The sequence below is a fragment of the Paenarthrobacter sp. NPDC090522 genome, from assembly GCF_044769225.1.
In the GTDB taxonomy this organism is placed as follows: Bacteria; Actinomycetota; Actinomycetes; order Actinomycetales; family Micrococcaceae; genus Arthrobacter.
The window spans coordinates 75,404-102,282 of the sequence record NZ_JBIVXL010000008.1 but is presented as its reverse complement, the minus strand read 5'-3'; the positions used below and the strand labels follow the sequence as shown (position 1 = coordinate 102,282).

Sequence of the window (26,879 nt, the reverse complement as noted above, 5' to 3'; positions counted from 1 at the left end):
TTACAGTCTACCCATGTTCTCCATCGAGTTCCTTCTTCTTCGCTGCCACGGCGGGGCCTGACCTAGACCGGCTCCCCTCCGTGGAGCTGAAGCATGCGCCGGTCCCTTGACTTGAACACGAAGGAAACCGACCGATGACAGCTTCAGCTTTCCCCCGCATCTCTACTCCCGCAGGCACAGTGCCCGGTTCTTCCCCAACGTGGAACCGGCAGCGTCACTCCCAGATGCCTTCCCACCGCTACTCCGACGTGTATTCGCGGGTCGACGTGCCGCTCACCGAACGTGACTGGCCGACTAAACGATTGACGGCCGCACCGCTGTGGGTTCCGGTTGATCTGCGGGATGGCAACCAGGCCCTTGCGGAGCCGATGAACCCTGCACGCAAGCGCCGCTTCTTCGAGCTGATGGTCGCGATGGGTTACAAGGAAATCGAGGTCGGCTACCCCTCGGCTTCCCAGACCGATTATGACTTCGTGCGCCTGATTGCTGACACGGACATCGCCCCGGAGGATGTCACCATCGTGGTCTTCACGCCTGCCCGGCGCGACCTCATCAAACGAACCGTTGAATCGATCAGGGGCATCCGCAACGACGTCGTTATCCATATGTACACCGCGACCGCACCGGCCTGGCGGAACATGGTGCTCGGATACAACCCCTCCGACCTGAAGGAACTCATCCTCAGCGGTGGACGGGACGTCCTCGAAGCCGCCGGCGATATGCCAAACGTCAGGTTCGAGTTCTCACCCGAGGTCTTCAACCTCACCGAGCCCCACTACGTGCTGGATGTCTGCAACGCGATGACCGAGCTTTGGGACGCCCGACCTGAGCGTCCCGTGATCCTCAACCTGCCTGCGACGGTCGAAATCGCGACGCCCAACGTGTATGCGGACCAGATCGAGTACATGCACAAGAACCTCGCCCGGCGCGACAGCGTCATCCTTTCCGTACACCCCCACAACGACCGTGGCACGGGGATCGCGTGCGCAGAGCTGGCAGTGCTTGCCGGCGCCCAGCGCGTCGAAGGCTGCATCTTCGGAAACGGAGAACGCACCGGCAATGTTGACATCGCTACATTGGCTTTGAACATGCACGCACAAGGCATCGACCCCATGATCGACTTCTCCGACATCGACGAGATCCGTCGCACGGTGGAATACTGCAACCGAATCGACGTGCACCCCAGGCATCCATACGTCGGCGACCTGGTGCACACGGCGTTCAGCGGTACCCACCAGGACGCCATCAAAAAGGGCTTCGCCGAACACCGTGCACGAGCCAAGGCCGAAGGGCGGGCTGAATCGGACATCGCATGGCAGGTTCCCTACCTGCCAATCGACCCGGCCGATCTTGGCCGCAGTTACGACGCCGTGATCCGCGTGAACTCCCAGTCCGGCAAGGGCGGCATTGCCTACCTGCTCGAAACCGAATACGGGATTGAACTGCCCAGGCGCCTGCAAATCGACTTCGCCCGACTCGTCCAGCAGCACACCGACGATTCCGGCGCCGAGATGACCGCCCCCGAAATCTGGGAGATCTTCCAGCGCAGCTACCTCAGCACCTCCGCCGTCGAACTCTGTGGCTACGACACCTCCGAGACCGCCGGCGAGGGCACCACCCGCCTCAGCCTCCGTATCCGAGGTGATGAGCACACAAGCACCCACACTGGAGTTGGCCCCGTCGAAGCCCTGACTGCGGCGCTGGCTGCGGAGGACATCCACATCGAAATCCTCAACCTGCACCAGACGAGCCTCGGCCATGGCAACGGCAGCGAAGCGCTCACGATCATCGAATACCGCCTCGACGGAGACGTCTCATGGGCCGCCGGACGCGCAGGATCAGTCTTGGCGGCGAGCATGGCAGCAGTGATAAGCGCTGCCGGCAGCTACTCGACGGTGACCATGACGGACGGCCAGCCGGAGGCTCCATCGGGTACGGGATCGGCGCGTTTGTCGGTCTGCACCTCGCCGGTGCCGTCCGTCGCGCGGGCCTTGACGTAATGGATGCCGGGCGTGGCGTCCCACTCGTAGGACCATTGCCGCCAGGTGATGGTGGACGCTTCGGCGGACAGCGTCGCTTCCACCCAGTCGCCGTCGTCGATCTGTACTTCGACCTTGGTGATGCCCCGGGTCTGGGCCCAGGCGGAACCGCCAACAGCGACCTTTCCTGCCGGTAGCTTCGCGAAGGATGCCGGGACGTCCACCCTTGCCATGGTCTTGATGGGTCCACGCTCGGACCAGCCCCGCTCGGTCCAGTACGCCTTGCTGTCCGCGAAGCGCGTCACCTCCAGGTCAACCACCCACTTGGTAGCCGAGACAAAACCGTACAGTCCGGGGACCACCATGCGGACCGGATAGCCGTGCTCCACCGGCAAGGGTTCGCCATTCATGCCGATGGCCAGCATGGCGTCCCGGTCATCCTCCTGGAGGACGTCCAAGGGAGTGGAGGCGCTGAAACCGTCGATGGAGCGGGAGAGGACCATGTCTGCTCCGTCCTTTGGCCGGGCTTTGGCCAAGACGTCGCGCAGGGGCATGCCCAGCCACTTCGCGTTGCCTACCAGCTTTCCGCCCACAGGGTTGGAGACACAGGTGAGGGTCACATGCGATTCGATCAGATCGGCGTCGAGCAGATCCTGGAAAGTCAGCGTGATTTCTTCTTCGACCATTCCATGGACCCGTAGTGCCCAGTCTTCGATGTTGACCTCGGGAACACTCAACGCCGTGTCGATCCGGTAAAAATCCTTGTTTGGCGTCAACCACGGATAGACGCCCTTCACCGGGGACTGCACATCCGCGGGTACCGCAGCCGCAGCCCTGCGAGGGGCCGGAAGCTTGAGTGCGTCCCGGGCTTGGGCGATGTTGTTCCGCGCCGCACTCAGCAACCGGCCACCGGTGGCGGCGATACCAGCCGCGACAGCGGCCACCCCGGCAGCGGCGAAGAAACGACGGCGGCTGGTGACGGCCGACTCAGCCGTCCCGTCGGCGTCGGCTGCCATGTCCGCAGGGATCTCCGGCCAGGCCTTCAACCGCCACAACGGCCGGAGAAGCAGGCGCAGCACCACCAGCCCGGCCACTGTTCCCGCCACCGACGGGATGGCGTCCAAGGGTTGCACGCCGGCCCGGGTCAGGACACAAGCAACAATCACCGCGCCCATGAACAGCACGCCCAGGACGCCGAGAGCCCACTTCCGGTAAGCGACGACGCCGAGCACGCAGGCAAGGACCGCGATGGTCAAGCCCATCCCGACGAAGAGGGCAGCCTTGTCGTTCGTACCGAACGTCGCGATCGCGAAGTCCTTCAACCACGGCGGCGTGAAATCAATGAACGTAGACCCCAGGGCAAAAAAGGGCGTTGCCCTGGCGGTGAAGAACGCACCCACCAACTCCGCGACGGCCAGTACGACGGCGGCCGAGACCACCCCTGCCAACGCTGCCATACCCCTGGCGCCCCTGATACTGCGGCTGTGCTTCATCATGTAGATGATTCGGAGCCACCCGGTGGAGGGATCGGTCAGACTTGGCTCAAGCCCTCTTTAGTGCGCTGCTTTCTTCTTTCCGAACGGCAGCACGCGCGACACCGCTTGGACTACAACCATGACGACCGAACCCCAGATGATGCCGAGTACGGCCGAGCACAGCGTATTGACCAACCACGCCAGCGCGCCGCCCACGGCCGGGATTCCCGCAATGGGTGATTCCAGCGCATGGACCAGGTCATAAGGCAGGTGCCAGCCAAGGTCGTGGGCGGCCTGCAGCAGGATATGGCCACCTACCCAGAGCATCGCGATCGTCCCGACGACGGTGATCACGGAGAGCACTTTCGGCATGGCGGCGACCAGCAGTCGCCCGGTCCTCTGCGTTGCCGGAGAGTCTTTGGTGGTCAGGTGAAGCCCTATATCGTCCATCTTGACGATGAGTGCCACGGCCCCGTACACGGCCGCGGTGATAATGATGGCCACGACAACCAGGATGAACGCCCGGACCCACAAGGACTCGCTGGCTACTTCATTCAACGCGATGACCATGATCTCGCAGGAGAGGATGAAGTCGGTGGTGATTGCGCCTCGCGTGACCTTGGCTTCCGCTTCGGGTCCTCGGTCCACGGCCGGGCCGTGACCCTCCTCGGAGTGTCCCCGAAGCTTGTGCCAGACCTTCTCGGCACCCTCATAACAAAGGTAGGTGCCACCCAGCAGAAGGATCACCGGAATGATCCCGGGGACAAAAGTGCTCACCAACAGCAGCGCCGGCAGGATGACCAGCAGCTTGTTCCTCAGCGACCCCCAAAAGATCTTCCGGATCATGGGCAGTTCCCGGGACGGGTCCGCTCCGGACACATACTGCGGGGTCACCGCGGCGTCATCGATGACGACGCCGGCAGCCTTGGCACCCGCTTTCGCGGCACCGGCCGCCACATCATCGACAGACGCGGCCGCCAGTCGAGCCAGGGCAGCGACATCATCCAACAGCGCTACGAGGCCTCCGCTCACAGTTCACCTCCATCCCGCACGGGTAGGTGCAGGCAGGCGTGATTGTCCGGGGCGGGGAGCACGATTGGCATGCTGAAAGTCTACGGTCTCCTGGTCGGGAGCAGGCAGATGCCGTTCGCTGGTGGGTTGTTCAGGTGCCCGGCTGGCACGGACACGTGCCTCAATAGATAAATGGCGGGTGTGGAGAAGGTCCACACCCGCCACCCCCCAATGGCTTTCCGGTCAACGGGAGTTGATGAGTTCCCGGGTGGCCCTCTGTGTATCGAGGCCCACCACGGTGAACTCGCCAATCACCGTGGTCCCGTCTGCTTCGTAGACGGGGATTGACCGGTCAGCGCGTCCCTCGGTTTCCATCCATGTGATGGCGTCCTCGGGAGTCCTGAAATGTCGTGAAGCTGATGTGCCGTTGGCGACGTCGAGTTCGGCTTTGGACACGTAGCCTTTCGTGCCGTCCGCTGTGACAGCGGCGATGAGGTCCGGCTCCGTTTCCGGCGAGACGGAATCAACGACGGAACCGTAGGTGTTGCCCGCGGCGTTCTTCGGATACTCCGGTGCGGGCTTCGTCGGGGATGCCGCACTGGAGGGGACCAAACCGCCTGCCGCGGCGGCCGCCATGGAAGCACCCGCCCCCAGCCCGAGCACTGCGCATAAACCCACGGCCACGACGAAGCCCCGCGTGGACATTGTTTGGAATTTCATGATCCCCCCTTTAGTAATTTCCTTGAAGAATGGTCGCGGATGTGTAGAAATCGTTGTAGCCGGAGCCGTTCCAGCCCCGGGCTACGCCCCAGCTGTACCAGTTATAGGGCTGGTACCTGTAGCACGAATAGGATTCAGCCAGGCTCCCCTGCGAGGGGTTGTAGGAATTCACGCCTTCGCAGCTCAGATAGTTATCCGAGGTAAAAAGACGCCCCCTGGCTCCAGCCCACCCAGCGTACGTACCCCCACCGGTGAAGGAACTCCGGGTACTGGCCAACGCATACGAGGCGGGCTGCGTGTAGACCGTGGGATACGTGTCGTACCAGTGACCTGCCACGTAGTACTGGGCCATGGAGCCGTTCACGGCCCCGTAGGCGAAGGCCGCCTGGGCTCCGAACATCACAGAAAATGCGGCAACAAAAGTCGCGATCATTATCGCTATGCGCTTGCGTAATTGCGCAGAAAAGCGACGATTGCCAACCCTCTTGGAGTTATTCATTTCCCCCGCCTGATAGATACTAAAAATGACGACGCCAGCCTATAGTTAAGGCTGTTGATTGGCTATCACTAAATATCCAGGACGGGTAATTTTCTGAATGTTACACATTGCTCGTCCGTATCATCCGGGGGCCATGAATACACCTACCTGGGTGGTGCCATCGCTGAGGTACACGGGGATTTCCCGTTGGGGTTTGGGCAGGTTCTTGGCTGCTTCCTCCGGGCTTGCCGGATCGGTCCCTTTCATCTGGTTCGTGTAGGCGTACCCGGCGGCTCCGTTGGTGGCGATGACGGCGATCAGGTCAGGTGCTCCACGCCCTGGCACCTCAACGCCGTAGGTCTCGCCCTTCGCGTTGACCTTCCACTCCGTGGGCACCTGGGAGATGTAGGTCCCGGTGATCTGCCACATGTTTCCCGGATCGGTGGTGATGGTCACCCCGCGCGTGGACGGGTCGACGGGTACCACGTACTTGGACCAGGCGCCGTGCGTTCCCAGGTCGGCTGCCGTGCAGGAAACGTTGGCGCCATCAGGGAAAATGAATGTACCGGCGGTGAGGCAGGTCAGTTCCACCTCAATACCCGTCGTTCCTTCGGGCGCCGGCCCCAGATCAGCCGTTGCCGTACCGCTGTAAACAGCGGTCGAAGGGGAAGCCAGGACCGTGGTGGCGGGCACGCCAGGCAGGCTGAAGAATCCAGCGGCGGCCGCGCCCACACCACCGAGCATTCCTGCTCCGGCCAAGGCGCCGGCGAGCAACAGAGCCCAGCGTTTGCGGGGTTTCTGTTGGGAGCTGTTGCGAACCTGTTCAAGGAGTACTTCCCGGAGCGCCCGGTCGAACTGCGGATCAATGCGCACATCGTTCATGACGGATCTCCTTTCAGGGCTGATGCATAAGCAGTGTGAAGTGAGCCCGGCAGGGCAGCCTTCAGCTTCTGGCGGGCACGGTGCATCCGGACCCTGGCCGCCCCATGGGAAAGACCAAGCGCCTCAGCTGCCGCCGGCAGCGGCAATTCTTCGAAGACGACAAGACTGACCAGCTTCAGGTCCAGTGGCTTCAAGACCGCCAACGCCTGGGCGACTTCCTCGTTCATGGAAGAGGCGAGGCTCGAATGCGCCGGGTCCAGATGGGCGTCGGCTTCACTGCGGCGGGGAATCGCGGCCAGCAGCCTTCGATGGCGGGCCTTGGCCCGCTGAAGGTTCCTCGCCGTGTTCGTCGTGGTCACCAACAACCACGGCAGGATCGAGCCGTCAACGAGTTTCACGCTCTCCCGGCGCCGCCATAACTCGAGGAAAGCGGACGCCGTCGTGTCCTCGGCGTCCTGAGACCCGCCCGCCAGGCGATAGGCATGACGAAAGACGCGGTCACGGTGCCGGTCATACAACAGACCGAACGCCTCCGCGTCACCCTTCAGGCTCTTCGCCCAAAGGATGCCATCCCCCGGCTGAACGTCCTCCATGCCCTGTATTGTCCGGGACACCCCGGATAGTTACAGATCGGAAGAAATTTTTCTCGAAACTCTTCTGCACCACGAACGTAGAACCAGTCGCGGGTCTTGCGACGCCTGGATATCTGTGCGTTGTGTGGCGACTGTGACTGATGGGGCTTGAGGCAGTCTTGAGGTTTTCCTGACGCGGTGCTGTGGGTTTGCAGCGTTCTGTCTTGAGGTGGGGCCGTCAGAGTATTTCTTGTCAGCCAGTAAGGCTGGAAACAAGGAATCGGCCGTCCGGGGAAACGGTGGCCACTTTGAAAAGGACACTGATTCACATGGCCATCAGCCTCAAGACCACTTCCGGCAAGATCCTCGCCTCCGTCGCCCTGGTCGGCACCGCGGCCGCCGTCGCCGGGATGGGCACCTATGGTGCGTTCACTTCCTCCACCTCCGCTTCCCAGGCCGTGACCGCCGGGACCGTGACCATCGCCCTGGGCACCGGGGCATCGAACACCCTGAACGTCCCGGTCGCGGGCCTGCTGCCCGGTGACAAGGTCGAAAAGCTCGTCACCCTGGCCAACACCGGCAACTCGGACCTGAACAACGTCACCCTCACCACCTCCGCCGGCGCCACCGGATCCCTCCTGACCACCGACACGACCAATGGTTTGCAGCTGACCATCGAGAACTGCTCCGTGCCCTGGACCGGTACCGCTGCCCCGTACACCTGCGCAGGGACCAAGACCACCGTGCTGGCCTCGGCCCCGGTGATCGGCGCGAACAAAGTCCTGAACAACCTGACCTCCCTGACCTCGGCCAAGACCGACAACCTCAAAGTCACCACCGCGTTCCCCACCACCGCGGACAACACCTTCCAAGGCGCCACCTCCACCATCGCCTTCTCCTTCACCGGCACCCAACGCACCGAAACCGTCAAGTAACCACCCCGCATCCAGCTCGGTTACCTGCAGGGAGTAGTCATGAACAGCGCTTCAGAACTCAGCCACCGCATCCGGGTGGCCCATGGCCAGGTCGTGGACGACGTTATGCGGGAACTCAGGTTCTGCACACCCGGGCCGACTGGGATCCACGCAGCCCGACGGCTGGGCCGGATCGGCCCGGTGCCCTCGGTGACAGGTGCGGGAACCAACCTCACCGTTGTGGCAGATCTTGAGGACGTGCGGCGGTTCAGTCCGTCCCCGGAAGTGAGTGGCTGTTGCGTGACCATCGGCATGGCCGGGCACCGCCGCCAAACCGGCACCCTGGCAACACTGGTCCCCACGGAATGCGAGGCGTGGGTGGAGGCAATCCTCGGTCATCAATGGATGCCCCACGTCTACCGGGTGGAACCCCACCGGAAGGGCATGTACTACCGCGTGTTCCTTGATCACACCCAAACCCCGGTGAGCAAACCCGTCCAGGTCCCTGACGACTCCGTCGAGCTGCTGCACAGCCAACAACTCCGAAGTCTCTGAACCGCGACCACAGCCAAGGTACTCCTGCCGCGTTGTCTTCATCCTGTTTCTTGTTATCTCTGACCATTCCCTGAACGCCTCGACTGTTCTTGAGCGGACCTTGAGTGTTCACCCCGGTCTTTCCTGAGCCTGACCGGACACACTGGAAACGAAGCAAAAGAGCAGCACCCCGGGGGACGGAAAACGCATGCACGGCAAGAGCATCATCTGGCAGATACCAGCCATCATCCTCGCCGCAGTGTTTCTGATCATGGGTGTGCAGCTGTCACCGGCCCACGCGAAGTTCAACGACACCGAAACCGGAGCCACGGCTGTCACCGCGGCCCGCATCCCGGCCCCCGCAGCGAACACGGTCACCGTCACGAAGTCCTGCGACTCCTTCCTCTGGTTCGGCCAGGTGAAAATCAGCGTCGGCGCCTTCACCAACGTTGCCTACGCGAACTACCACGAGCTGAAAATCATCGACCCGGACGGCGTTGTCCAATTCACCGGCGATCTGAGCAAAACAGCCGGGAAGTCCTACAACTCCGGAGTCCAGAACGCCAGCAACCTCACCGGCACCTGGACCTACCAAATCCGCGGCTATTACAAAGTCCCCAACTCCACGAACACCTGGATCGGCCAACCCCTCACCGGAACCCTGAACTGCCCCTGACTCCAATCACCACCCCACCCTGGGACGGCCGAATGGACTGTCCTGATTGGCTCGCCGGACGATTCCCGCCAGCTTGACGGAATATCCGTTATCGGCGTTCCAAGGCGAGGCGTCATTAGACGAGAGAATCGCGCATTAAACGATAGTTAGCCGTGCCGGCTATTTTGCTGCGGGAAGCGCCCCCGGCGGGTCCTGGCGGCCGCATAGGCGTTCCCGGCGGCCACCGAAGTCGGAGTATCAAAGATGCTCCCGCGCCGAGCAAGTATGCCCACTGCGTTTACGGGCTAGCGGAGCTCTAGCCTGGTGCGTCTTGAGCATTCTGGAAGGCGCCCGGCGTGATCTATATGCCCCGACGGTTATGATCGGGCGATTAAAGGCTGACTCGCAGGGCACTTGCTGCAACGAGCTGGTGCGTATAAGTGTGCTGTGGGTTCCTGAGTACTTCGGCTGTCTGCCCATGTTCCACGATGTTTCCTTTGTAGAGCACAACAAGTTCGGTTGTGAGATGCTGCACGACGGCTAGGTCGTGAGAGATGATCACTAGGCCTTGGGTGCCCTCAAGTTCAAGGAGCAGGTTGAGAATCTGGGCTTGAACCGACAGATCGAGTGCGGAAGTGGGTTCGTCAGCCAACCCGTGTCTGCCATCCATGTATCGGAAGCAGCTTCTGCGTTTGAAGGCATCGCCGAATACACCACCACCTAATACATCGTCATCGCAGACCACTACGCGGGCAGATAGCGGCCGGAACTGCAACCTACTAGTCGAGTAAGTGAAACTTCCTCTAAAGCGCAAGGACAACAACCTGGGAGGTTTCGGAGAACGTCACGTTGATCCACTCCGGCCCAAGTCAGAGCACAACTCAAAGAACTGCAACGTCCTACGGGTTAGCCGGCACTGCTGAAGTTGAGTGGTTAACCTTGACCGGCTCGACGTCGCCGAAGCCGTCACTGCCTCCACTATTGGCATCTATAAAGAAGTCGATGCCACCCTCACTCTCGCCCCAACCGGGAGCTGTGCACGGTCGTTCGATCTGGGCTACGACGATGTGGTGGATCAGGTAAGGAGTTGTGGATGACGGAGGCCCCCGCGAGTCGGTTCAAAATCCCTGTCCGCTCAAGTTTGCGATGCTAAGCAGAATTACCAGCGTGCCCGGTGTCCCTAACTGACTCATTGCGTTCGGGTAAGCGTGATGCGTGGCGTGGCGATGAAGCTCTTGCTGAAGAAACCTTAACGTTTGCTTGGGACACTGTGTTCGTCTACACGAGGACTTCGCCTATGTCCGCAGCGTGGTGACGCAGTTCCGTGGCAAGGTTTTCGATTCTTTCGTCATTGATCCTGTCCCTGGGGACGGACAGAGCCAAGGAGGCGACCAGTCGCCTGGCGCGGTCGAAGATGGGAACGGCTACCCCGCAGACGCCGTCTTGGGCTTCTCCGCGGTTTACGGCGAAGCCCTGCCTGCGGATCATTTCGATTTCCGGTTCGAAGGCTTCCCAGCGTGTCTGGGTGAAGTCGGTAAATCGGGGCAAACCCCGGGAATACATGGCGCGAAGCTGGTCACCGGGCAAAGCGGCGAGCAACGCTTTGCCGCCTGCCGTAGCGTGCGCCGGGTAGAGGGCGCCGATGGCTGTGGCCACACGCACTGCCTGTGGACTCCCCACGCCGTCGATGATGCGGGCGCTGCCTCCTTCGAGCACGAAAAGATGAACGGTCTCCCCAGTCGAGGCCCCCAGTTCCTCCATGAAAACGTGCGCCTTCTTGCGGACGTCAATGTCCCCGACTGCGGCAATACCGATGGACACCAGCACCCTGCCGGTCCGGTAACCCCGGTTGAAGGAGTCTTTGCGGACGAATCCTTCCTGTTCGAGGGTGTTCAGCAGCCTGTGGACGGTGGATCGTCCCAAGCCCAGGAGCTCCGTCGCCGTCATGGGCTGCTCTCTCCCCGGCCGTTTCCACACCTCGCCCGCTTTTGATCCTGCGAAGAACCCAGACCGATCCTGCCAACGCTGCAGCGGTGGCGGGCATCGCCCAGTCCGGTATGTCCCGGCTGACAGACAACGTCCAGGCTTCCAGGTCCGCCTGCCGGGCCGCCGAGAGGATTCCGCCCAGCGTGTTGGTCCCATCGGTCATCACCAGGAACACTCCCAAAGCGATGCCCAGCAGGCCGCCGAGGACACCGGACCAGGTGTTGGTCCACGGACCGATGCGGATCCCCCGTGGCCGTGCGATGGATTTGGCCCAGGGCGTTCGCTGCCAGGAAAGGGAAAGGACCACCAGCGGAAGCGCCAAGCCCAGGGCAAAGACGGCCAACAGGATCCCGCCGGAGACAGCATCTCCGCCGAGCGCGGCAAGAGCCAGAACGGATCCGAGCACCGGGCCGGCGCAGCTGCTCGCCAACCCGTACACGGTACCCAACAAGTACACCGACAGCGTGGACGTGGTGCCTGCAGCGGTCATGCCCAACACCGGCAACGACAGCCCGCTCAGTTGCAGGACCCCAAGGCAGATCACGGCGATGGACACGCCACGGACGAGTCCCCCGCGGTGCTCGCTGAGGAAGGCTCCACTCGTTCCGGCCAGAATGCCCAGCGGAACCAAGGTGGTCACAAGGCCCAGATAGAAGACCCCCGTGCGTTGCAGGAGTCTTGCTGGGTTTGTGAAGGCGTAAGAGAAAAAGGACGGCAGGATCATCGCCGAACACGGACTGAGCAATGCCAGAACTCCCCCTAGGAAAGCCCCGGCCACGGTAACCGTCATTTCGTTTCGGCGGCCTGCAAGGCTTCGTCAAGAACCTGTTTGAAGACCTCCACCGGCTGGGCCCCCGAAAGGACCCTGTCGTCGGCGAGGAACAGGGGCACACCCGTAACGCCGAGCCTGCGCGCATCGGTCGTGGAGGCAAGTACTGCCTGGCGCAAGGCCTCACTTCCCAGATCGGCTTCGAAGCGGTCCAAGTCCGGGACACCGGCCGTGCGGGCAAACTCGATGAGCTTCTCCCGTGGCAGGTCAGGGTGCTCATGGCCCTCAGCCGCGCCGTACAAGGTCGTCAGGTAGGCATGGAACCGTCCCTGCGCGGCCGCCGCACGGATCCCCGTGCCCGCGCTGACGGACTGTTCACCGAACATCGCGACATCGCGGAACTCGAAACGGACCTTGCCGCTGTCCACATAGTCCTTCAGCAACGTCGGCAGCGTCTCCTGCGTGAACAAGGCACAGTACGGGCAACGCGGGTCCGCCCATTCGATGAGAACAACCGGGGCATCCTTGGAACCGATCACCAGCGGATTTCCCGGGTCGGCTGCCACCACGGCGCCTGCCTCCGATGATGGCGATCCCATGGACGCCTCATTCCGGGTCTGCCCTCGAAAGGCCATGAAGAGAATGAGCGCCGCAGTCAGAGCCGCGGCAGCGGCGTAGAGGATCCAGCGCGCCCTGAAGCGTCTCTTCGGCGGCATCGCGGCGCCCTGACCAGCCTTCTTATTCAACATGCCAACTAGGATACATGTTGGATGCAACAAGACACTCCGGCTCTGGCCCGCGTTGGTCACGGGCGGCGGCGCTCTGAACCGATGCCCATCACGGGCTATCGGCCAGCGGGCGCCAGTCCACGCGCCGGCGCGGGGCGTTTCCTTCAGGATCCGCTGCTCGTATGCCCCCGGAGGGTCAGGATGAAGATCGGGATCAAGGCGGCGACTGCGAGGACGGCCAGCGTGGAGAAGTTGCTGAGGGCCAGGAGCGGTCCAGCGCCGAATGCGGCGGCGGCGCCGCAGAGGTTGGAGATGGCGTCGACGCCGCCCTGGGATGAGGCCCGCGTCTGGGCCGAGACGACCATGCTGAACAGCGCCGAAGCTGCGACATTCATCAGTGACCAGCCCAGCCCGAGGAGGATCAGCGAGGTGATGATCCAGGTGGTGTCGTGGGGCTGGAGGGCTGCGATGGACAATGATGCCGCGAAGACCCAGATGCCCGCCCCGATGGTCAGCCTGTGCCCGAGACGGTCCGCCATAAGCCCGACGGCCGGGGCGAACGCGTACATTCCCAGGATGTGAAGGCTGATGGTGATGCCGACCAGCGTGATGGAGCCGCCCTGGTGGGTCATGTGCACCGGCGTCATGGTCATGATGGCAACCATGACGATTTGTGCGCTGAGGATCGCGATGACCGCGTAGCGTGCTGAGCGATTGATCCTGAGCTCGGCGAGGATCAGCCGGATTTTGCTGTTCTTCCGGCCCTGGGAAGGTGCAGCAGCAGAGTCGGCCTGGAGGACGGCGAGCGGGTCGGGCCGAAGCCAGACGAACACCAGGACCCCGGCGATGGCCAGGCAAACGGCCGCGATGAGGAACGCGCTGGCGTAGACGGTCAGGCCGGTCCGTTCGCTGATGAATTCTCCGGGGATCCCCAGGTTGGGCCCGAGCACGGAGCCAATGGTTCCCACCCACACGATCAGGGCCAGCGCCCTGCCTTTGTGGTGGGGTTTGGCCAGATCGGTAGCGGCGAAGCGTGCCTGAAGGCTTACGGCAGAACCGGCGCCAATGAGCAGCAGTCCGACGAAGAGCAGCACCACGTGGCTGACCTGCGCAGCGACCACAAGGATGGCACTGCCAGCAGCGGCAGTCCACCAGCCGCTGGAGAGAGCGAAGCGGCGCCCGAAGCGGGCGGCCAGATTGCCCAGCGGCAGGCCCAGCAGCGCCGCGCCGAGGGTGCTTGCCGTCCGGGCGAGCCCTGCCCACGCCTCGTTGTCGGTCACCTGGCTGGCCAGGAGGATGCCGATGGACGGCGCGATGCCCACTCCCACCGTGCCCACTATCTGCATGAGGACCAGCACGCGCATGGTTCTGCGTTGCAGTTCATCATGGGTCGGCGCAGTGGTGGACGGGCTCTGCAGGCCAGTGCCGGGTTGGAGGTGAGTCAAAACGAGTCCTATGGTTCCAGGGCCAGCCGGGTGGCCGGGCGGTGAGCGGGAACTGCGGCTCCGCTTGCACGGCGCGTACAGCGGATATCGACGCCAAACGCAGACTTCCACATCTAGGATACAAGATGCATCCCAGTGGTATTGGTGTGCTGTTCTTCGGTAGGCTGGACACCACGTGAATGCATGGTGTTTTGGCTGCGGCCGGGAGGAGCGTGGCAAATGTCCGGTGAGGGTGGTGGCACCAGCGCGGCTGAGCGTGCCTATCAAGTGATCAGGGATTGCATCGTTGATGGAACCCACCAACCCGGCACAATGCTGGGTGAAGCTCCGCTGGCGGCGTCGCTGGGGATGAGCCGCACCCCGGTACGTGTCGCCCTGGCCCGCCTGCAGGACGAGGGGTGGATCACGGTGTATCCGAAGCGGGGGGCCTTGGTCCAGGGAGTCAGCGAACGCACGGTAGTCGAGCTCGCCGATGCCCGTTTCGTCCTGGAGACAACAGCTGTCGACAGGGCCCCGGAGGCGCTGCGGCGAAGCTTGGCGGAAGCATTGCAGGACTCTGTCGACAGGCAGCGGGAAGCGTTCGCTGCCGGCGATGTCCGCCGGTTCATCGGCCTGACACTGGCCTTCCATCGGGGCATTGTCGAGGCCGGTGGCAGCGGAGTGCTGCTGGAGCTGTACGACCGGTTGTCAGACCGTCACCGTTTTGTCCTGTTCGCCGCCGGGACCAGGCTGCTGGAGCGGTGCATGGACATCATCGACGAACATGAGGCCTTGGTGGAGAACCTCCGTAACGGCAACGCGGCCGCCTTCGCAGAGGTCCTGCGCGGGCATATCGGCGAGATCTCCACGGCCCCCGTGGGCACACCGGCCCATCTCTCCTACGGGCCACGGCACATCCAGGACGACTTGCAACGATAAGGGGAAGTTATGAGCCCATTTCCGTATCGGGGCTACTGACTGTGCCGGATTCCTTCTACATTTCTGTCAGAGCAGCTGGCGACCGCCGCTACCTGCACCAATGAAAGGAACCTTCATGGCCTATCTGGAAATCACCCTCGACATTGCCGAAGAAAACCGCCCGGCTGCAGCTGCCGTCTACGAGAAGTACAAGCAGCCGTTCCTGGAGAGCATCGGCGGCGCGCAGAGCAAGGAGCTGCTCATCAGGGAAGATGACGTCCAGGTCCTCCACGGATTCGGGAGCGTCGCGTGCGCCCAGTCCTACCTCGGCAGCGAACTGTTCAACCAGGATGTCGTCACCGCCCTGGAGCCCTACCTGAAAAGCGCTCCCGAAGTGCGCATCTACGACAGCATCTAGCCGACACCCACATTCCCGGCCACGGTACTGCCCGAAGCATGGGACAGCACAGTGCCGAGTATTGCGGCCGGGAGTCTGCAGGGCGGGGAACCCGAGCTACGGTCCGGGCTGAGCCGCCGGTTCCACCCATGCCGTGCCCGCCGCGGCATGGGGCAGGTGCGTGATGTGTGAGGCGAGGTCTTCGAGTTCGGCTGCCAGGGGGGATCTGGGGTCCCAGACGGCTTCATAGAAGATTTCGACTTCCTGGTCCTGGTCGAGCAGGGGCCGGCGGGCCGTGTCGGGGTTGGTCAGTTTTGACTGCGGCAGCAGCGCGGTCCCCAACCCGAGGTCGGCCCACTGTTCAAGCATCCGGTAGCTCGAGGCTTCCCCTGGATAGGTGTTCAGGGGAAGTTCCCGGGAACTGAAAAGATCCCGGGTGAACGTTGTCAGGCCACAGGCGTTGGGAACGAGGATCAAGGATCTTATGCCGATGTCGCTGACCTGGATCGGCCCGGTGGCGCCGTCATTTCGGCCTTCGACGATCACCATCGGTTCGGAATCGACAATGCGGTGGGTGTACCGGGGCAGGGGCAGGACCGAGGGGATCAGGATGATGTCCAGTTCCTCGGCCAGCAGCGCATCGTGGAGTTCGTCCATGTTGGCCTCTCGAAGTACCAGCGTCCGCGTAGCCGGTGCGTCCGCGTGCCGGCACACGGCATTGTAGGCCGCAGCAATCAGCCGGGGGTTGATCAGCGGCGAGACGCCCATCCGGATACTGTCGCTGCCGCGGTTGCTCCACCGACCGGCTTCAGCAGCGATCTTGTCCACCGCGGCCACAGCCTGGTCGATCAGCGGCAGAAGATGGGAACCGAAGGCTGTCGGGCTAACCCCACGCGGTAAGCGTTCGAACAACCTCTCCCCCAGTTGTTCCTCCAACTTCGCCACACCATTGGACAACGCCGGCTGTGTGACCCCGTAAGCGCGCGCGGCGGCGCTGAAGGAACGGGTTTCCGTCACTGCCTGCACATACCGAAGGTTCTCTATCGCCCACCGCTCAGCCATAACAAAAGGCTATCGCATTATTCAGGACAGTCGCCTTCCGGGGAAGGCGCCCCACTGCATACCCTCATTCCTTGGGCGTCCGCCCGGCGCCCATGGACCGACTTGATTGGAGCACTGATGGCAGACACTGCCCTGATGATGCGGGCACGCGGCCCGGAAGCGACCTTCGACGCGGAGCAGGTCCGGGTCGGGCCCGCGGCCCGCGGACAGGTCAGGGTCGCTGTTGCGGCGAGCGGTGTCTGCTACGCCGATCTGGCCACGTCCCGGTCGGGCAGCCGGGATCGGCCAGTGACGCCGGGGCATGAAGTGGCCGGCGTGATCGCCGAGGTCGGCCCCGACGCCGGTGAGTGGCAGGTGGGTGACCGGGTGGCCGTTGGGTGGTTTGGCGGCAGTTGCGGGCAGTGCAGTTACTGCCGTCGCGGAGATGTGGTGCATTGCCCTGACCGGAAGGTCCCCGGCCTCTCGTACCCGGGGGGATGGGCCGAGTCGGTCACCGTGCCTGCTGAAGCGCTGGCCCGTATCCCTGAAGGGTTGGGCTTCATCGACGCTGCCCCCATGGGCTGCGCGGGCGTAACCACCTACAACGCGCTCAGGCATGCCAGCCTCGCCCCGGGAAGCCGTGTCGCTGTTTTCGGCGTCGGCGGCCTGGGCCACCTTGCGGTGCAGTTCGCAGCGAAGATGGGTCACGAGGTGGTCGCTATTGCCCGCGGGGCCGGCCGCGAAACCCTGGCCCGTCAGTTGGGCGCCGGTCACTACATCGACAGTGAGGCGGAGCCGGCCGGAGCGGCCCTGCATCGCCTCGGTGGCGCCGATTTGATCCTCAGCACCTCATCAACGACCACCGCCGTCCCGGAACTGCTCACGGGCTTGCGGGTGCGCGGGACCCTGACGGTGGTGGGCGTGGACAGCGGCCATCTCGACATTTCGGTGGCACGGCTGGTCATGAACAGCCAGGTCATCAAAGGACACTTGACCGGCAGCGCTCACGATACCGAGGAGGCCATGCGTTTTGCCCTTCATCACGACGTCAAGCCCATCGTAGAGACGATGCCCTTGGCCCGGGCCAGCGAAGCCGTCGCCCGCTTGCGCGGCGGCCAGGCGCGCTTCCGCATCGTTCTGGAAGGCTCCTGGCGTGGCTGAAGAACGAAGACGATATGACGTCATCGTCGTCGGGGCCGGCGCGGCGGGGCTGGTCGCAGCCGAGGCCCTGGGCAGGAACGGCTACTCCGTGCTGGTGTGCGAGGCACGTTCCCGGGTCGGAGGACGACTGGTGAGCCACCAGATAGCCCCGGGCGCAGCAGGTCCGGGTGCGGTCGATTTGGGCGGGACGTGGTTCTGGGATCATGAGGGGTTCGTCGAGGCGATCACCGACCAACTCGGTGTGGAAACCTTTCCCCAGCATCTGGCAGGGGACGCCCTGTATGAATCCGCCCCTGCAGGCGTCCAGCGCCTGCAGGGCAACCCCGTGGATGTCCCGGCGCGGCGGTTCGCCCACGGCGCCGGCGGCATGGTTTCCGCGCTGGCTGGCCGGTTGCCGGAGGGGGTCCTGCGGCTGGATGAGCCCGTCCGTTCGGTGGAGATTCTCCCTGACGGTGTGGTCCGGGTCCAGTCGCGCACGCTCACAGCAGATGCTGATCAGGTCATCCTTGCTCTGCCACCGGCGCTGGCCGTGGAACAGATCCGGTTCACCCCAGCACTGCCCGCTGATCTTGTTCTGGCTGCGGCATCAACGGCGGTGTGGATGGGCAGCATGGTCAAAGCTGTTGCCCTCTTTGACCAGGCACGCTGGCGGCGGGCCGGACTGTCGGGTTCGGCCATCAGCCACGCCGGCCCGTTCCGCGAGTTCCACGACCACAGCGGTCCCGGCGGCTCACCCGCAGCATTGTTCGGGTTCGCGCCCTCGGCCGGGCTGGCCGGAGTGCCCTTGGATGAGATTGGGGAGGTCTTCGTCCACCAGTTGTCCCGGATTTTTGGCCCCCATGCCGCAGAGCCTTCCGAGGTCCGTGTTGTGGACTGGAGCCGGGAGCAGTACACAGCCCCACAGACAGTGCACCCGTACGCACGCACCGACCTGTACGGGGCCGATGTCTTCCAGCTGCCCGTATTCGGACGGCTGCACTGGGCCTCGACCGAGGTGTCCCCGGCTTTTCCTGGCCACATCGAAGGCGCCGTGCGGGCCGGATTCGCAGCTGCCCGCCGGGTCAGTGAAACTCCGGCGCCGGCCGCCGCGCCTTCCCGTTGACCTGCCCGGTTCATAGGGCACGGACCAGGCCCGGGGAAGACTCTCCTGGCCTTTAAGTAGGAGAAAAGAGATACAACCATGACGTACCACGAGCACAACGACAACCAGTTCGCCCGTTACCTCCGTTCCGGTGCGCCTGAGGCATTCAAGGCCCTGCAGGCGTTCGACCACGCCGCTATCGACAGCGAGGCCAAGGTCATCCCGCGCAAATACACAGAACTCATCGCAGTGGCCGTTGGGCTGACCACCCAGCGCGCATACTGCATCGAGGCGCACTCCAAAGCAGCCCAGGAAGCCGGTGCCACGGAGGCTGAACTTGCGGAGACCGTGATGATCACCAGCGTGCTGCGCGCCGGCGGCGGTTACGCCCACGGTTTCATGGCCATGAAATTCTTCAAGCAGGCCGAGGCCGAGACCAACGAGAAACTCGACGTCGAGGCCGTGGCCTAAGACGCGGGCCAACGGCGGCAGGTTCCCGGCCACAAAGAGCCGGGAACCCGCCGTCGTTGGCTGTTCACGGGCCTGTCAGGCGTCCAGGCGGAGCATCCAGCCGTGTCGGTCTGCGGCGTGGCCGTACTGGATGTCGGCGATGTGCTGACGCAGTTCCATGGTCACCTCACCGGGAGGGGCGGTGATGTCTCCCGCGGTGAAGGACGCGGACTTCAATTCTCCGATGGGGGTGATCGCTGCCGCTGTGCCGCAGGCGAACATTTCCACAATGTCCCCGGAGGCGACCCCATCGCGCCATTCCTGGAGGGTCACGGGGCGCTGCTCCACCTCACGCCCGGCGTCCTTGGCCAGCTGCAGCACTGATTTCAGGGTGATGCCCTCCAGGATGGTGTCCGAGGCGGGAGTGAGCAGCGAACCGTCCTTGCGGACCAGTACGACGTTCATGCCGCCGAGCTCCTCAACGTATCTTCCTTCCACGGAATCCAGGAAGAGCACCTGCGCGCAGCCGTTGTCGTAGGCTTCGGCCTGGGGCAGCAGGCCCGCAGCGTAGTTCCCGCCGGTCTTCGCCGCCCCGGTGCCGCCCTTGCCGGCGCGGGTCCATTGTTCCGACAGCCAGATCGATACGGGTTTGACCCCACCTGTGAAGTAGGCGCCGGCCGGGCTGGCGATCAGATGATAGGCGTACTCCATCGATGACCGGACGCCCAGGAAGGCTTCCGCGGCGAACATGAAGGGCCGCAGATACAGGCTCGTCCCGGGCGCTGATGGAACCCACGCCCCGTCAACGCTGATGAGTTCCTTGAGGGAGTCCAGGAACAGGCCCACCGGAAGGTCGGGCATGACCATGCGCCGGGCCGAGCGCTGGAAGCGGGCGGCATTTTCCTCGGGCCGGAATGACCAGATGGAGCCGTCTTGGTGCCGGTAGGCCTTCAGGCCCTCAAAGATTTCCTGTCCGTAGTGGAAGACCCCGGCAGACGGGTCAAGCTGCAGCGGTCCGTAGGGGTTGACGTGGCCGTCGTGCCAGCCGGTCCCTGGCGAGTAGTGGATGCTGACCATGTGGTCTGTGAAGTGGTCACCAAAGCCGGGATCCTCGAGGATCTTTTGACGCTCGGCCGTCGGTGTTGGGTCGGTGGCAGGTGTGCGGGTGAACTGCAGGGCATTGGAGGTTGGTTCAGGCATTGGGGGTCCTTGTGGGTTGGCTTGAGGCGTGGCTTAGGCGATGGGCAGTGGCCGCGGAGCGACGATCTGCTTCATGACGATCGTTGAGTTCAGCCCTGCCAGGCCGGGCAACTTCGTCAGGACGGTGTCATAGAGGCGCTGATAGGCAGGCAGGTCGGCGCAGGCCACCCGGATCAGGTAGTCGGGTTCACCGAACAGGCGCTGCGCCTCAATGATCTGCGGGATACCGGCCAGCGCGGAGTCGAATTCATCGACTGCTCCGGCTTTGGTCAAGGTAGCGAACACCAGCACTTCAAAGCCAAAGCCCATGGCTGGGGCGTTGACCACGGCCCGGTAGCCGGTGATCACTCCCTGCTCTTCCAGATCCCGAACCCGTCGTTGGCAACGGGACAGGCTCAGGCTGACCTTGTCGGCCAGATCCGTGAGTGTGATCCTGCCCTCCTCCTGAAGGAGGGCAATAATCTTGCGATCTAGGGTGTCCATATTCAAAAAGTTAGCACATAGAAGGGGTTGCAGCTGAAAAGTAGCAAACGAATTGCGGCCCAATCGAACTAATCTATTCCTATGTAAGGCAGATCACTTCGGTGGGGGTTCCCAGCCCAAACCTGGAGGTCCTGCCAGTACGTCAGCTACACACCACCCCGCCGCTGACACCTCACCAGAGAGGTCACGGTGCGAGGCAGGCCGATCAACCAAAGGAACCACCCGTGAACACCCAGCCACTCCTGGCAGAACGTGAAGCCCCGTCCGTGACCGGACCCTCCCTTCTGGATGAGGTTGTGGACCGCCGCCAGTCCAACTCCATGAAGTGGGCGTCGGCGAAGGCGCTTCTGCGCCCGGACGAAGCAGCCGCCGATCCGTTGCCGATGTGGGTGGCGGACACCGACTTCAAGGCCCCGGCCCCCGTTCTGGAGGCACTGCATGAGGCCGTCTCCTACGGTATTTTCGGCTACCCGGGAGGAGCTACGTCCAGCTATGTCCAGGCCGTGACCGGCTGGCAGGCACGCCGCTTCGGCTGGGACGTAGACCCGGCCTGGGTTTGCCAGACCTCCGGCATCATCACCAGCCTCAAAGTTGCTGTCCAGGCGTTCTCCGCCCCTGGAGACTCCGTCCTGATCCAGCCTCCGGTTTACGCACACTTCCATAACGACGTCCTGCTCAACGGCCGACACCTCGCACTCGCTCCCCTGGAACGCACGCAGGACGGGTACCGGTTCAACGCCGAGATCTTCGAAATGGCCATCCGGCCCGACACCAAGATCTTCATCCTCAGCCACCCGCACAACCCGACCGGCAACGTATGGTCCGAAGAAGAACTGCGGACCATGGGAGAGATCTGCGCCCGCCAGGGAGTCCTGGTCATCTCCGATGAGATCCATCAGGACCTCATCATCAACCCCGCCAAGAAGCACATCCCGTTCGCTTCCCTCGGCCTGGACTTCGCCCGGAACAGCATCACCTGCACGGCCCCGAGCAAAACCTTCAACCTGCCCGGCCTGCAAAGCGCCAACGTGTTCATTCCCGATGCCCGGCTCCGGGCAGAATTCCTGCGCCAGTACGACCGCAACATGTTCCCGCTGGTCAACACCTTGGGCATGGTCGCCGCCGAAGCCGCCTACACCCACGGGGAGCCCTGGGTTGACGAACTCCTCACCTACTTGCGCGGAAACCACGCCCACTTCGCAAAGACCATCAACGCCGGCACCGACAAAATCAAGGCCCTGCCGGCCGACTCGCTCTACCTGGCCTGGATGGACTGCCGGGACCTGGGCTTGGACGCCGAAGCCCTGGACCGGTTCATGCTCCTGGACGCCCGGCTGTGGCTCGACAAAGGCCAAAAATTCGGGGCCGAAGGCCACGGCTACATGCGCGTGAACCTCGGCTGTCCCCGCACCACGGTCGACGAAGCCATCAACCGACTCCTCACCGCCGTGAACTAAAACACCGATCAATCGCTACCCGAGAACGACGCACCGAAAGGCACACCATGACTACGACAACCCTTGACCGGCTCGAAAAAATGGGCATCGACCTGCCCGAACCCGGTACGGCCGCCGCGAAATATGTTCCCTGGGTCCAAACAGGGAACCTAATTTTTACCTCCGGCCAGCTCCCCCTCAAGAACGGCACCCTGACGGCCACCGGCCTGCTCGGCCGTGACCTGGACACCACCGAGGGCCGGGAAGTGGCCCGCTGGTGTGCCATCAACGTCCTGGCCCAGCTCCGCGACGCCCTCGGTGACCTTGACCGGGTCAAGCGGCTGGTCAAAATCACCGTGTTCGTCGCAGGCGCCGACGGCTTCACCGACCACCACCTGGTCGCCAACGGCGCTTCCGAGCTGCTCGCCGAAGCCTTCGCCGAACGGGGCCAGCACGCCAGATCCGCCGTCGGGATGGCCGCCCTGCCGCTGAACGCCCCGGTCGAAGTCGAAGCCATCGTCGAAATCGACTAGCCCAAACCACACGACAACCAACCGGCGGCGGAACACACCGCCGCCGGCCAGATACCGCGGATCTTTCGTCCGCGCGGACAGCACCACACCAAGGGGATCCACCGGCTGGCACCGGGCAATCCCCCACCCCAGGCGAGCCTTCAACGAAGAAGGACCTCATGCAAAGAAGGGCCGACATGGCTGAAACACGTGCCGCAAGCACCACTGTAGGGAACACCACCCCGAAGTTCGAAAAAGAAAACCTCAAAAGGGCCCTGAAAAGCCGCCACCTGCAAATGATCGCCATCGGCGGAGCGATCGGCACAGGCCTGTTCTACGGTTCCGCCAGCGCCATCCGCACCGCCGGGCCAGCCATCATCATCACCTACCTGCTCGCCGCCGGAGCCATCTACTTCGTGATGCGCGCCCTGGGCGAAATGTCAGTCGCCGAACCCGTCTCCGGCGGCTACATCTCCTACGCCAACCGCTACATGCACCGTTTCGCCGGCTTCCTCAACGGCTGGAACGCCTTCATCTTTCTCCTCGCCACCAGCGCCGCCGAACTGAACGCCCTCGGAAAATTCGCCCAATTCTGGTTCCCGGACCTACCCATCTGGGTCACAGCCCTCGCCGCGGTGGCAATCATGTTCACCGTAAACATCATCGGTGTCCGCATCTACGGAGAAGCCGAGTTCGCGTTCTCCCTCGTAAAGGTCATCGCCATCATCGGGCTGATCGTCTTCGGTCTGGCCATGATCTTCTTCGGCCTCGGCAATAACGGAAACCCGGTCGGCTTCAGCAACCTCGTCGACAACGGAGGATTCCTCCCCAACGGCATAAGCGGCATCCTGATGGCCGTGGTCATGGTCGCCTTCGCCTTCGGCGGCATCGAAAACCTCGGCTTCGCCGCAGGCGAAACCGAAAACATCGAAAAGACCATGCCCAAAGCCGTCAACGCCACCTTCTGGCGTCTCCTGATCTTCTACGTCGGCGCCATCACCGTACTGATCTCAATCTTCCCGTGGACCTCCCTCACCGGAAAAGGCAGCCCCTTCGTCGAAGTCTTCACCCACATCGGCATCCCAGCCGCAGCCACCATCATGAACCTCGTCATCATGACCGCTGTCCTCTCAGCCGTGAACGCCAGCGTCTTCAGCAACAGCCGCACCTTCTACAACCTCTCCCTCCAAGGCAACGCCCCCAAATTCCTCGGCACCGTCAACAGCCGCAACGTCCCCTCCAAAGCCATCATGATGGTCTTCGGCACCATGTTCGCCGGCGTCGCACTGAACTTCCTCATGCCCGAGCAGGTCTTCGAAATCTTCGCCTCCGTCACCGTCTTCGGACTCATCTGCGCGTGGGGATCCATCCTCATCAGCCACCTGCGCTTCCGCAAAACCCGCGCCCGCGAAGGCCGCCTCGACGAACTCAAATACAAGATGCCCTTCGCGCCCTACAGCAACTACATCGCCCTCGCCTTCATCGCCTGGGTGCTGATCGCCCTTGCCATCGACCCTGACGACCGGATCTCTCTCTACGTCTCCGCAACCTGGGTCGCCGTCGTGTACGCCGTCTACCGCATCTACACCAAGCGCCCACGCACGGAGACGACTCCGGACAACTCGCCTGTTTCCGTTCATTCGTAGGCCACGGCACATGCGCATGTAGCAAAGAGCCAAGGGGGCGGCCGCCACAAGCGGACGCCCCCTTGAGCCTCGTATAGCCAATGTCGGACGGTCGAGGACATGATGGGATCGATTAATGCATGTAAAGATCAGAGGCCATATTTCTTTACTTTTAGTGGGATATAATGTGAGCTTACTTGCCACATGCAAAAATTGATGATGTCATGGGGCGGTGCCCGGCTCCGATTCCCTCCCTGAGACTGACCGCTTACGAACCACTCCGGAAGCAGGGCCTTCCGGGGCAGGTGAAAAGGGTGGCGCCGCGGGGATTCTTTTCGGGATAAGCGCGTATGGAATTTGGGGCCTGTTTCCGCTTTACTTCTACATTTTGCAGCCCGCGGATGCCCTGGAGATCGTTGCCAGCAGGGTGGTCTGGTCGCTGTTGTTCTGCGTGCTGTTGGTTGCTCTGACACGATCCGGGGCGGCTTTTGCCGGCGTTTTCAGGAACCGAGCGATCTTCGGGCAGCTGATTGTGGCAGCCTTGCTCATCGGCGCGAACTGGCTGATCTACATCTACGCGGTGACATCCAACCAAACTGTTGAGGCCTCCTTGGGGTACTTTGTCAATCCCCTCGCCTCTGTCCTCCTCGGCGTTGCTGTTTTCAGGGAATCACTGCGTCCCTTGCAGTGGGTTGCAGTCGGCATCGGAGTCGTTGCCGTCGGTGTCCTGGCAATCTCCTACGGAAAGTTGCCCTGGATTGCATTGTCGCTGGCCGCATCCTTCAGCCTCTACGGTTTTGTCAAGAAGAGGGTTGGCTCGAAGGTTGATGCGGTCAGCAGCCTGAGCGTGGAAACAGTGGTACTGACTCCCTTTGCTGTGGTCGTTTTGGCAATTCTGGCCGCTAACGGTGCGGCGACTCTTACCACTGAGGGTCCCGGCCATTTCTGGTTGTTGGCACTCTCAGGTGTCGTTACGGCCATTCCCCTGATCTTTTTTGGTGCTTCCGCCCGGCGACTGTCGATGGTGACGATCGGGCTGTTGCAGTACATCACCCCTGTTCTCCAATTCTTGGTCGCGGTGGTCCTTTTCCGGGAAGCCATGACCTTCGAACGCTGGATAGGCTTCGGGATCATCTGGCTTGCTCTGGTCGCTCTCGTGGTGGATATGGTCAGGGCCGGGGGAAGAGGCAGAAGATTGTCATGAGGGCTTCCGGCACGCGGAAGGCTGCTTGGCATGCCTTTGACTTAGCCTGCTCATGCCCGTTGAAATCGGCTAACCTGCCATTGCCTTTGAGTCAGACCAGTTCGCGCCCGTAATCAAGGAAGACCATGTATATCAAGACCTCCGCCGAAAACATTGCGGTGTACCCGCAATGGCAGCGCCCAGATATCGAACTTGTAAACTCCGTCGCCGCCTACCCGTCAGCGCTGATCAGTGACGCCCGCAAACGAATGGACGTGATGTCCTCCGACATCCGGTGTCTTACGCCGGGTGTACGTCTGGCCGGGGCAGTGCTGCCCATCCAGATCTGGGAAGGCGACAACCTTGCCATCCACCGGGGCCTGGATGAGGCAAGAGCGGGCGACGTGCTCGTCGTCTCGGGTAAAGGCCTGGTTCATCGCGCCGTCTTTGGGGGAATACTCGCGGAAATCTGTCTCAGTAAGGGCGTCCGCGGCGTCATTGTTGACGGTGCAGTCAGGGATATTGAAGAGCTCAACGAAATGGGACTCGCGGTCTTTGCCAGAGCAGTAGTTCCTGCGGGACCATCCCAAAACGGACCGGGCTACGTCGGAAAGCCTGTCGCGTGTGGCGGCATTGTGTGCAGTCCTGGGGATGCCGTCATTGGGGACGTGGACGGAATAGTCGTCATCCCCCAGTCCGAGCTCCTCGAAACACTGATCGCCCTCCCCGGGCAAGAGGATCTTGAGCAGCAAATCCGGGGCAGGATCAGCGAGGTGGTGCTCCCTTCATAGACGCTCTGTCGCCTCTGACACGGTGGCGCTGCGAGCGTCAGACAAGCAGGCACCTGGGGAAGGACGCCAAGCAGGGCTGCCTCGGCATTCGAGAGGAACTGGCGAGTCCAAAGTCGATTGGCGGGATCATGCCTGCACATTCAGCGCCGGGACTGAACTCGCGGTGTGGCTGGCTTACTTTGTCCTGGATCGGCTGGGGAAACACGAATAACCGGACAAGTTATCCGGGACCTGGTCCGGAAGCCGACCGTTCGGGCAAGGCTGCTCCCCGCAGGCGCTTTGCTGCGCCGGGCCTGAGCGCCGACGTTAAGGGTTTCGGTGCGGGCTGCCCCGGCGGCGGGTCTACTGCACCACATGCGCCTAGGCCGGAGACGCTGCAGTATGTACGCGGTAGCCGCTGTCTTTATCAGTGTATTCCCGAAGCTGGCCCTCCTTGGCCTCCAGCCACAGGCCACTCGAGTCCGGCATGGTATG

The 26,879-nt window shown here is 62.9% G+C and carries 27 protein-coding genes and 2 pseudogenes; 15 read left to right on the top strand and 14 right to left on the bottom strand.

Annotated features, from left to right (window positions below; translation table 11 throughout):
- Positions 1-134 precede the first annotated feature (134 nt).
- Positions 135-2,000, top strand: a complete 1,866-nt coding sequence (locus ACIQT2_RS12180) for a 2-isopropylmalate synthase (RefSeq protein ID WP_402946653.1) — start codon at positions 135-137, stop codon at positions 1,998-2,000.
- On the opposite strand, the gene ACIQT2_RS12175 is transcribed toward ACIQT2_RS12180, so the two are convergent.
- From ACIQT2_RS12175 to ACIQT2_RS12150, 6 genes are all read right to left on the bottom strand, one after another.
- On the bottom strand, positions 1,886-3,475 hold the full coding sequence (locus tag ACIQT2_RS12175; protein WP_402946651.1) for a molybdopterin-dependent oxidoreductase: 1,590 nt from the start codon (positions 3,473-3,475) through the stop codon (positions 1,886-1,888). The two genes, ACIQT2_RS12180 and ACIQT2_RS12175, sit on opposite strands and share 115 nt — an antisense overlap.
- A 57-nt stretch (positions 3,476-3,532) precedes the next feature.
- The gene (locus ACIQT2_RS12170) at positions 3,533-4,486 is read right to left on the bottom strand and encodes a DUF808 domain-containing protein (RefSeq protein ID WP_402946649.1); all 954 of its coding nucleotides are present in this window, start codon (positions 4,484-4,486) and stop codon (positions 3,533-3,535) included.
- Between the two features lie 222 nt (positions 4,487-4,708).
- Complete coding sequence (locus ACIQT2_RS12165; protein WP_402946647.1) at positions 4,709-5,185, bottom strand: hypothetical protein; 477 nt, start codon at positions 5,183-5,185, stop codon at positions 4,709-4,711.
- Positions 5,186-5,195: 10 nt separating this feature from the next.
- The gene (locus ACIQT2_RS12160; protein WP_402946646.1) at positions 5,196-5,618 is read right to left on the bottom strand and encodes a hypothetical protein; all 423 of its coding nucleotides are present in this window, start codon (positions 5,616-5,618) and stop codon (positions 5,196-5,198) included.
- Between the two features lie 186 nt (positions 5,619-5,804).
- Positions 5,805-6,545, bottom strand: coding sequence for a hypothetical protein (locus ACIQT2_RS12155; protein WP_402946644.1), 741 nt, complete (start codon positions 6,543-6,545; stop codon positions 5,805-5,807).
- Complete coding sequence (locus ACIQT2_RS12150) at positions 6,542-7,138, bottom strand: RNA polymerase sigma factor (protein WP_402946642.1); 597 nt, start codon at positions 7,136-7,138, stop codon at positions 6,542-6,544. Before ACIQT2_RS12150 ends, ACIQT2_RS12155 begins: the two co-directional genes overlap by 4 nt.
- A 308-nt stretch (positions 7,139-7,446) precedes the next feature.
- On the opposite strand from ACIQT2_RS12150, the gene ACIQT2_RS12145 reads away from it, so the two are divergent.
- The 4 genes from ACIQT2_RS12145 (at position 7,447) to ACIQT2_RS12130 (ending at position 9,764) form a co-directional block, all read left to right on the top strand.
- Entirely contained in the window at positions 7,447-8,052 is a 606-nt protein-coding gene (locus ACIQT2_RS12145) for a TasA family protein (protein WP_402946640.1), read from the top strand.
- A 39-nt stretch (positions 8,053-8,091) separates the two neighbouring features.
- Positions 8,092-8,586, top strand: a complete 495-nt coding sequence (locus ACIQT2_RS12140) for a hypothetical protein (protein WP_402946639.1) — start codon at positions 8,092-8,094, stop codon at positions 8,584-8,586.
- A gap of 187 nt (positions 8,587-8,773) precedes the next feature.
- Positions 8,774-9,241, top strand: coding sequence for a hypothetical protein (locus ACIQT2_RS12135; RefSeq protein WP_402946637.1), 468 nt, complete (start codon positions 8,774-8,776; stop codon positions 9,239-9,241).
- 310 nt (positions 9,242-9,551) lie between these two features.
- Positions 9,552-9,764, top strand: coding sequence for a hypothetical protein (locus tag ACIQT2_RS12130; protein ID WP_402946635.1), 213 nt, complete (start codon positions 9,552-9,554; stop codon positions 9,762-9,764).
- Between the two features lie 734 nt (positions 9,765-10,498).
- Here ACIQT2_RS12130 and ACIQT2_RS12125 read toward each other — a convergent pair.
- From ACIQT2_RS12125 to ACIQT2_RS12105, 5 genes and pseudogenes are all read right to left on the bottom strand, one after another.
- A complete protein-coding gene (locus tag ACIQT2_RS12125) occupies positions 10,499-11,041 on the bottom strand; it encodes an IclR family transcriptional regulator (RefSeq protein ID WP_402946927.1) in 543 nt (180 codons plus the stop codon).
- A 72-nt stretch (positions 11,042-11,113) separates the two neighbouring features.
- Positions 11,114-11,167: pseudogene (locus tag ACIQT2_RS12120) on the bottom strand (hypothetical protein); the annotation flags it as partial.
- Between the two features lie 310 nt (positions 11,168-11,477).
- Positions 11,478-11,996, bottom strand: a pseudogene (locus ACIQT2_RS12115) (cytochrome c biogenesis CcdA family protein); the annotation flags it as partial.
- Positions 11,993-12,724 (bottom strand): DsbA family protein, encoded by a 732-nt coding sequence (locus ACIQT2_RS12110; protein ID WP_402946633.1) that lies wholly within the window; start codon positions 12,722-12,724, stop codon positions 11,993-11,995. The gene ACIQT2_RS12110 and the pseudogene ACIQT2_RS12115, both read right to left, overlap by 4 nt.
- A 143-nt stretch (positions 12,725-12,867) precedes the next feature.
- Positions 12,868-14,148: an MFS transporter gene (locus tag ACIQT2_RS12105; protein WP_402946631.1), complete on the bottom strand. Its 1,281-nt coding sequence runs from the start codon at positions 14,146-14,148 to the stop codon at positions 12,868-12,870.
- A 219-nt stretch (positions 14,149-14,367) separates the two neighbouring features.
- On the opposite strand from ACIQT2_RS12105, the gene ACIQT2_RS12100 reads away from it, so the two are divergent.
- Both ACIQT2_RS12100 and ACIQT2_RS12095 read left to right on the top strand, forming a co-directional pair.
- Positions 14,368-15,066, top strand: coding sequence for a GntR family transcriptional regulator (locus ACIQT2_RS12100; RefSeq protein ID WP_402946629.1), 699 nt, complete (start codon positions 14,368-14,370; stop codon positions 15,064-15,066).
- A gap of 115 nt (positions 15,067-15,181) precedes the next feature.
- Positions 15,182-15,463, top strand: coding sequence for a hypothetical protein (locus ACIQT2_RS12095; RefSeq protein ID WP_402946627.1), 282 nt, complete (start codon positions 15,182-15,184; stop codon positions 15,461-15,463).
- Between the two features lie 96 nt (positions 15,464-15,559).
- Here ACIQT2_RS12095 and ACIQT2_RS12090 read toward each other — a convergent pair whose 3' ends face one another.
- Positions 15,560-16,504: a LysR family transcriptional regulator gene (locus tag ACIQT2_RS12090; RefSeq protein ID WP_402946625.1), complete on the bottom strand. Its 945-nt coding sequence runs from the start codon at positions 16,502-16,504 to the stop codon at positions 15,560-15,562.
- A 117-nt stretch (positions 16,505-16,621) separates the two neighbouring features.
- Here ACIQT2_RS12090 and ACIQT2_RS12085 point away from each other — a divergent pair, with 117 nt between their 5' ends.
- From ACIQT2_RS12085 to ACIQT2_RS12075, 3 genes are all read left to right on the top strand, one after another.
- The gene (locus tag ACIQT2_RS12085; RefSeq protein WP_402946623.1) at positions 16,622-17,644 is read left to right on the top strand and encodes an alcohol dehydrogenase catalytic domain-containing protein; all 1,023 of its coding nucleotides are present in this window, start codon (positions 16,622-16,624) and stop codon (positions 17,642-17,644) included.
- Positions 17,637-18,746: a flavin monoamine oxidase family protein gene (locus tag ACIQT2_RS12080; RefSeq protein ID WP_402946621.1), complete on the top strand. Its 1,110-nt coding sequence runs from the start codon at positions 17,637-17,639 to the stop codon at positions 18,744-18,746. Before ACIQT2_RS12085 ends, ACIQT2_RS12080 begins: the two co-directional genes overlap by 8 nt.
- Before the next feature lie 78 nt (positions 18,747-18,824).
- Positions 18,825-19,196, top strand: a complete 372-nt coding sequence (locus ACIQT2_RS12075) for a carboxymuconolactone decarboxylase family protein (protein WP_402946619.1) — start codon at positions 18,825-18,827, stop codon at positions 19,194-19,196.
- 75 nt (positions 19,197-19,271) lie between these two features.
- Here ACIQT2_RS12075 and ACIQT2_RS12070 read toward each other — a convergent pair whose 3' ends face one another.
- On the bottom strand, positions 19,272-20,375 hold the full coding sequence (locus tag ACIQT2_RS12070) for a branched-chain amino acid aminotransferase (protein ID WP_402946617.1): 1,104 nt from the start codon (positions 20,373-20,375) through the stop codon (positions 19,272-19,274).
- A gap of 33 nt (positions 20,376-20,408) precedes the next feature.
- Positions 20,409-20,858: an Lrp/AsnC family transcriptional regulator gene (locus ACIQT2_RS12065; RefSeq protein WP_402946615.1), complete on the bottom strand. Its 450-nt coding sequence runs from the start codon at positions 20,856-20,858 to the stop codon at positions 20,409-20,411.
- A gap of 224 nt (positions 20,859-21,082) precedes the next feature.
- Here ACIQT2_RS12065 and ACIQT2_RS12060 point away from each other — a divergent pair, with 224 nt between their 5' ends.
- The 5 genes from ACIQT2_RS12060 (at position 21,083) to ACIQT2_RS12040 (ending at position 26,405) form a co-directional block, all read left to right on the top strand.
- Positions 21,083-22,315: a MalY/PatB family protein gene (locus ACIQT2_RS12060; RefSeq protein ID WP_402946613.1), complete on the top strand. Its 1,233-nt coding sequence runs from the start codon at positions 21,083-21,085 to the stop codon at positions 22,313-22,315.
- Positions 22,316-22,362: 47 nt separating this feature from the next.
- Positions 22,363-22,827 carry a RidA family protein gene (locus ACIQT2_RS12055; protein WP_402946611.1) on the top strand — a complete coding sequence of 155 codons (465 nt, stop codon included), beginning with the start codon at positions 22,363-22,365 and terminating at the stop codon, positions 22,825-22,827.
- 176 nt (positions 22,828-23,003) lie between these two features.
- Positions 23,004-24,452 (top strand): amino acid permease, encoded by a 1,449-nt coding sequence (locus ACIQT2_RS12050; protein WP_402946609.1) that lies wholly within the window; start codon positions 23,004-23,006, stop codon positions 24,450-24,452.
- A gap of 211 nt (positions 24,453-24,663) precedes the next feature.
- A complete protein-coding gene (gene rarD, locus ACIQT2_RS12045; RefSeq protein ID WP_402946607.1) occupies positions 24,664-25,635 on the top strand; it encodes an EamA family transporter RarD in 972 nt (323 codons plus the stop codon).
- Positions 25,636-25,760: 125 nt separating this feature from the next.
- On the top strand, positions 25,761-26,405 hold the full coding sequence (locus tag ACIQT2_RS12040) for an RraA family protein (RefSeq protein WP_402946605.1): 645 nt from the start codon (positions 25,761-25,763) through the stop codon (positions 26,403-26,405).
- Positions 26,406-26,879: the final 474 nt, after the last annotated feature.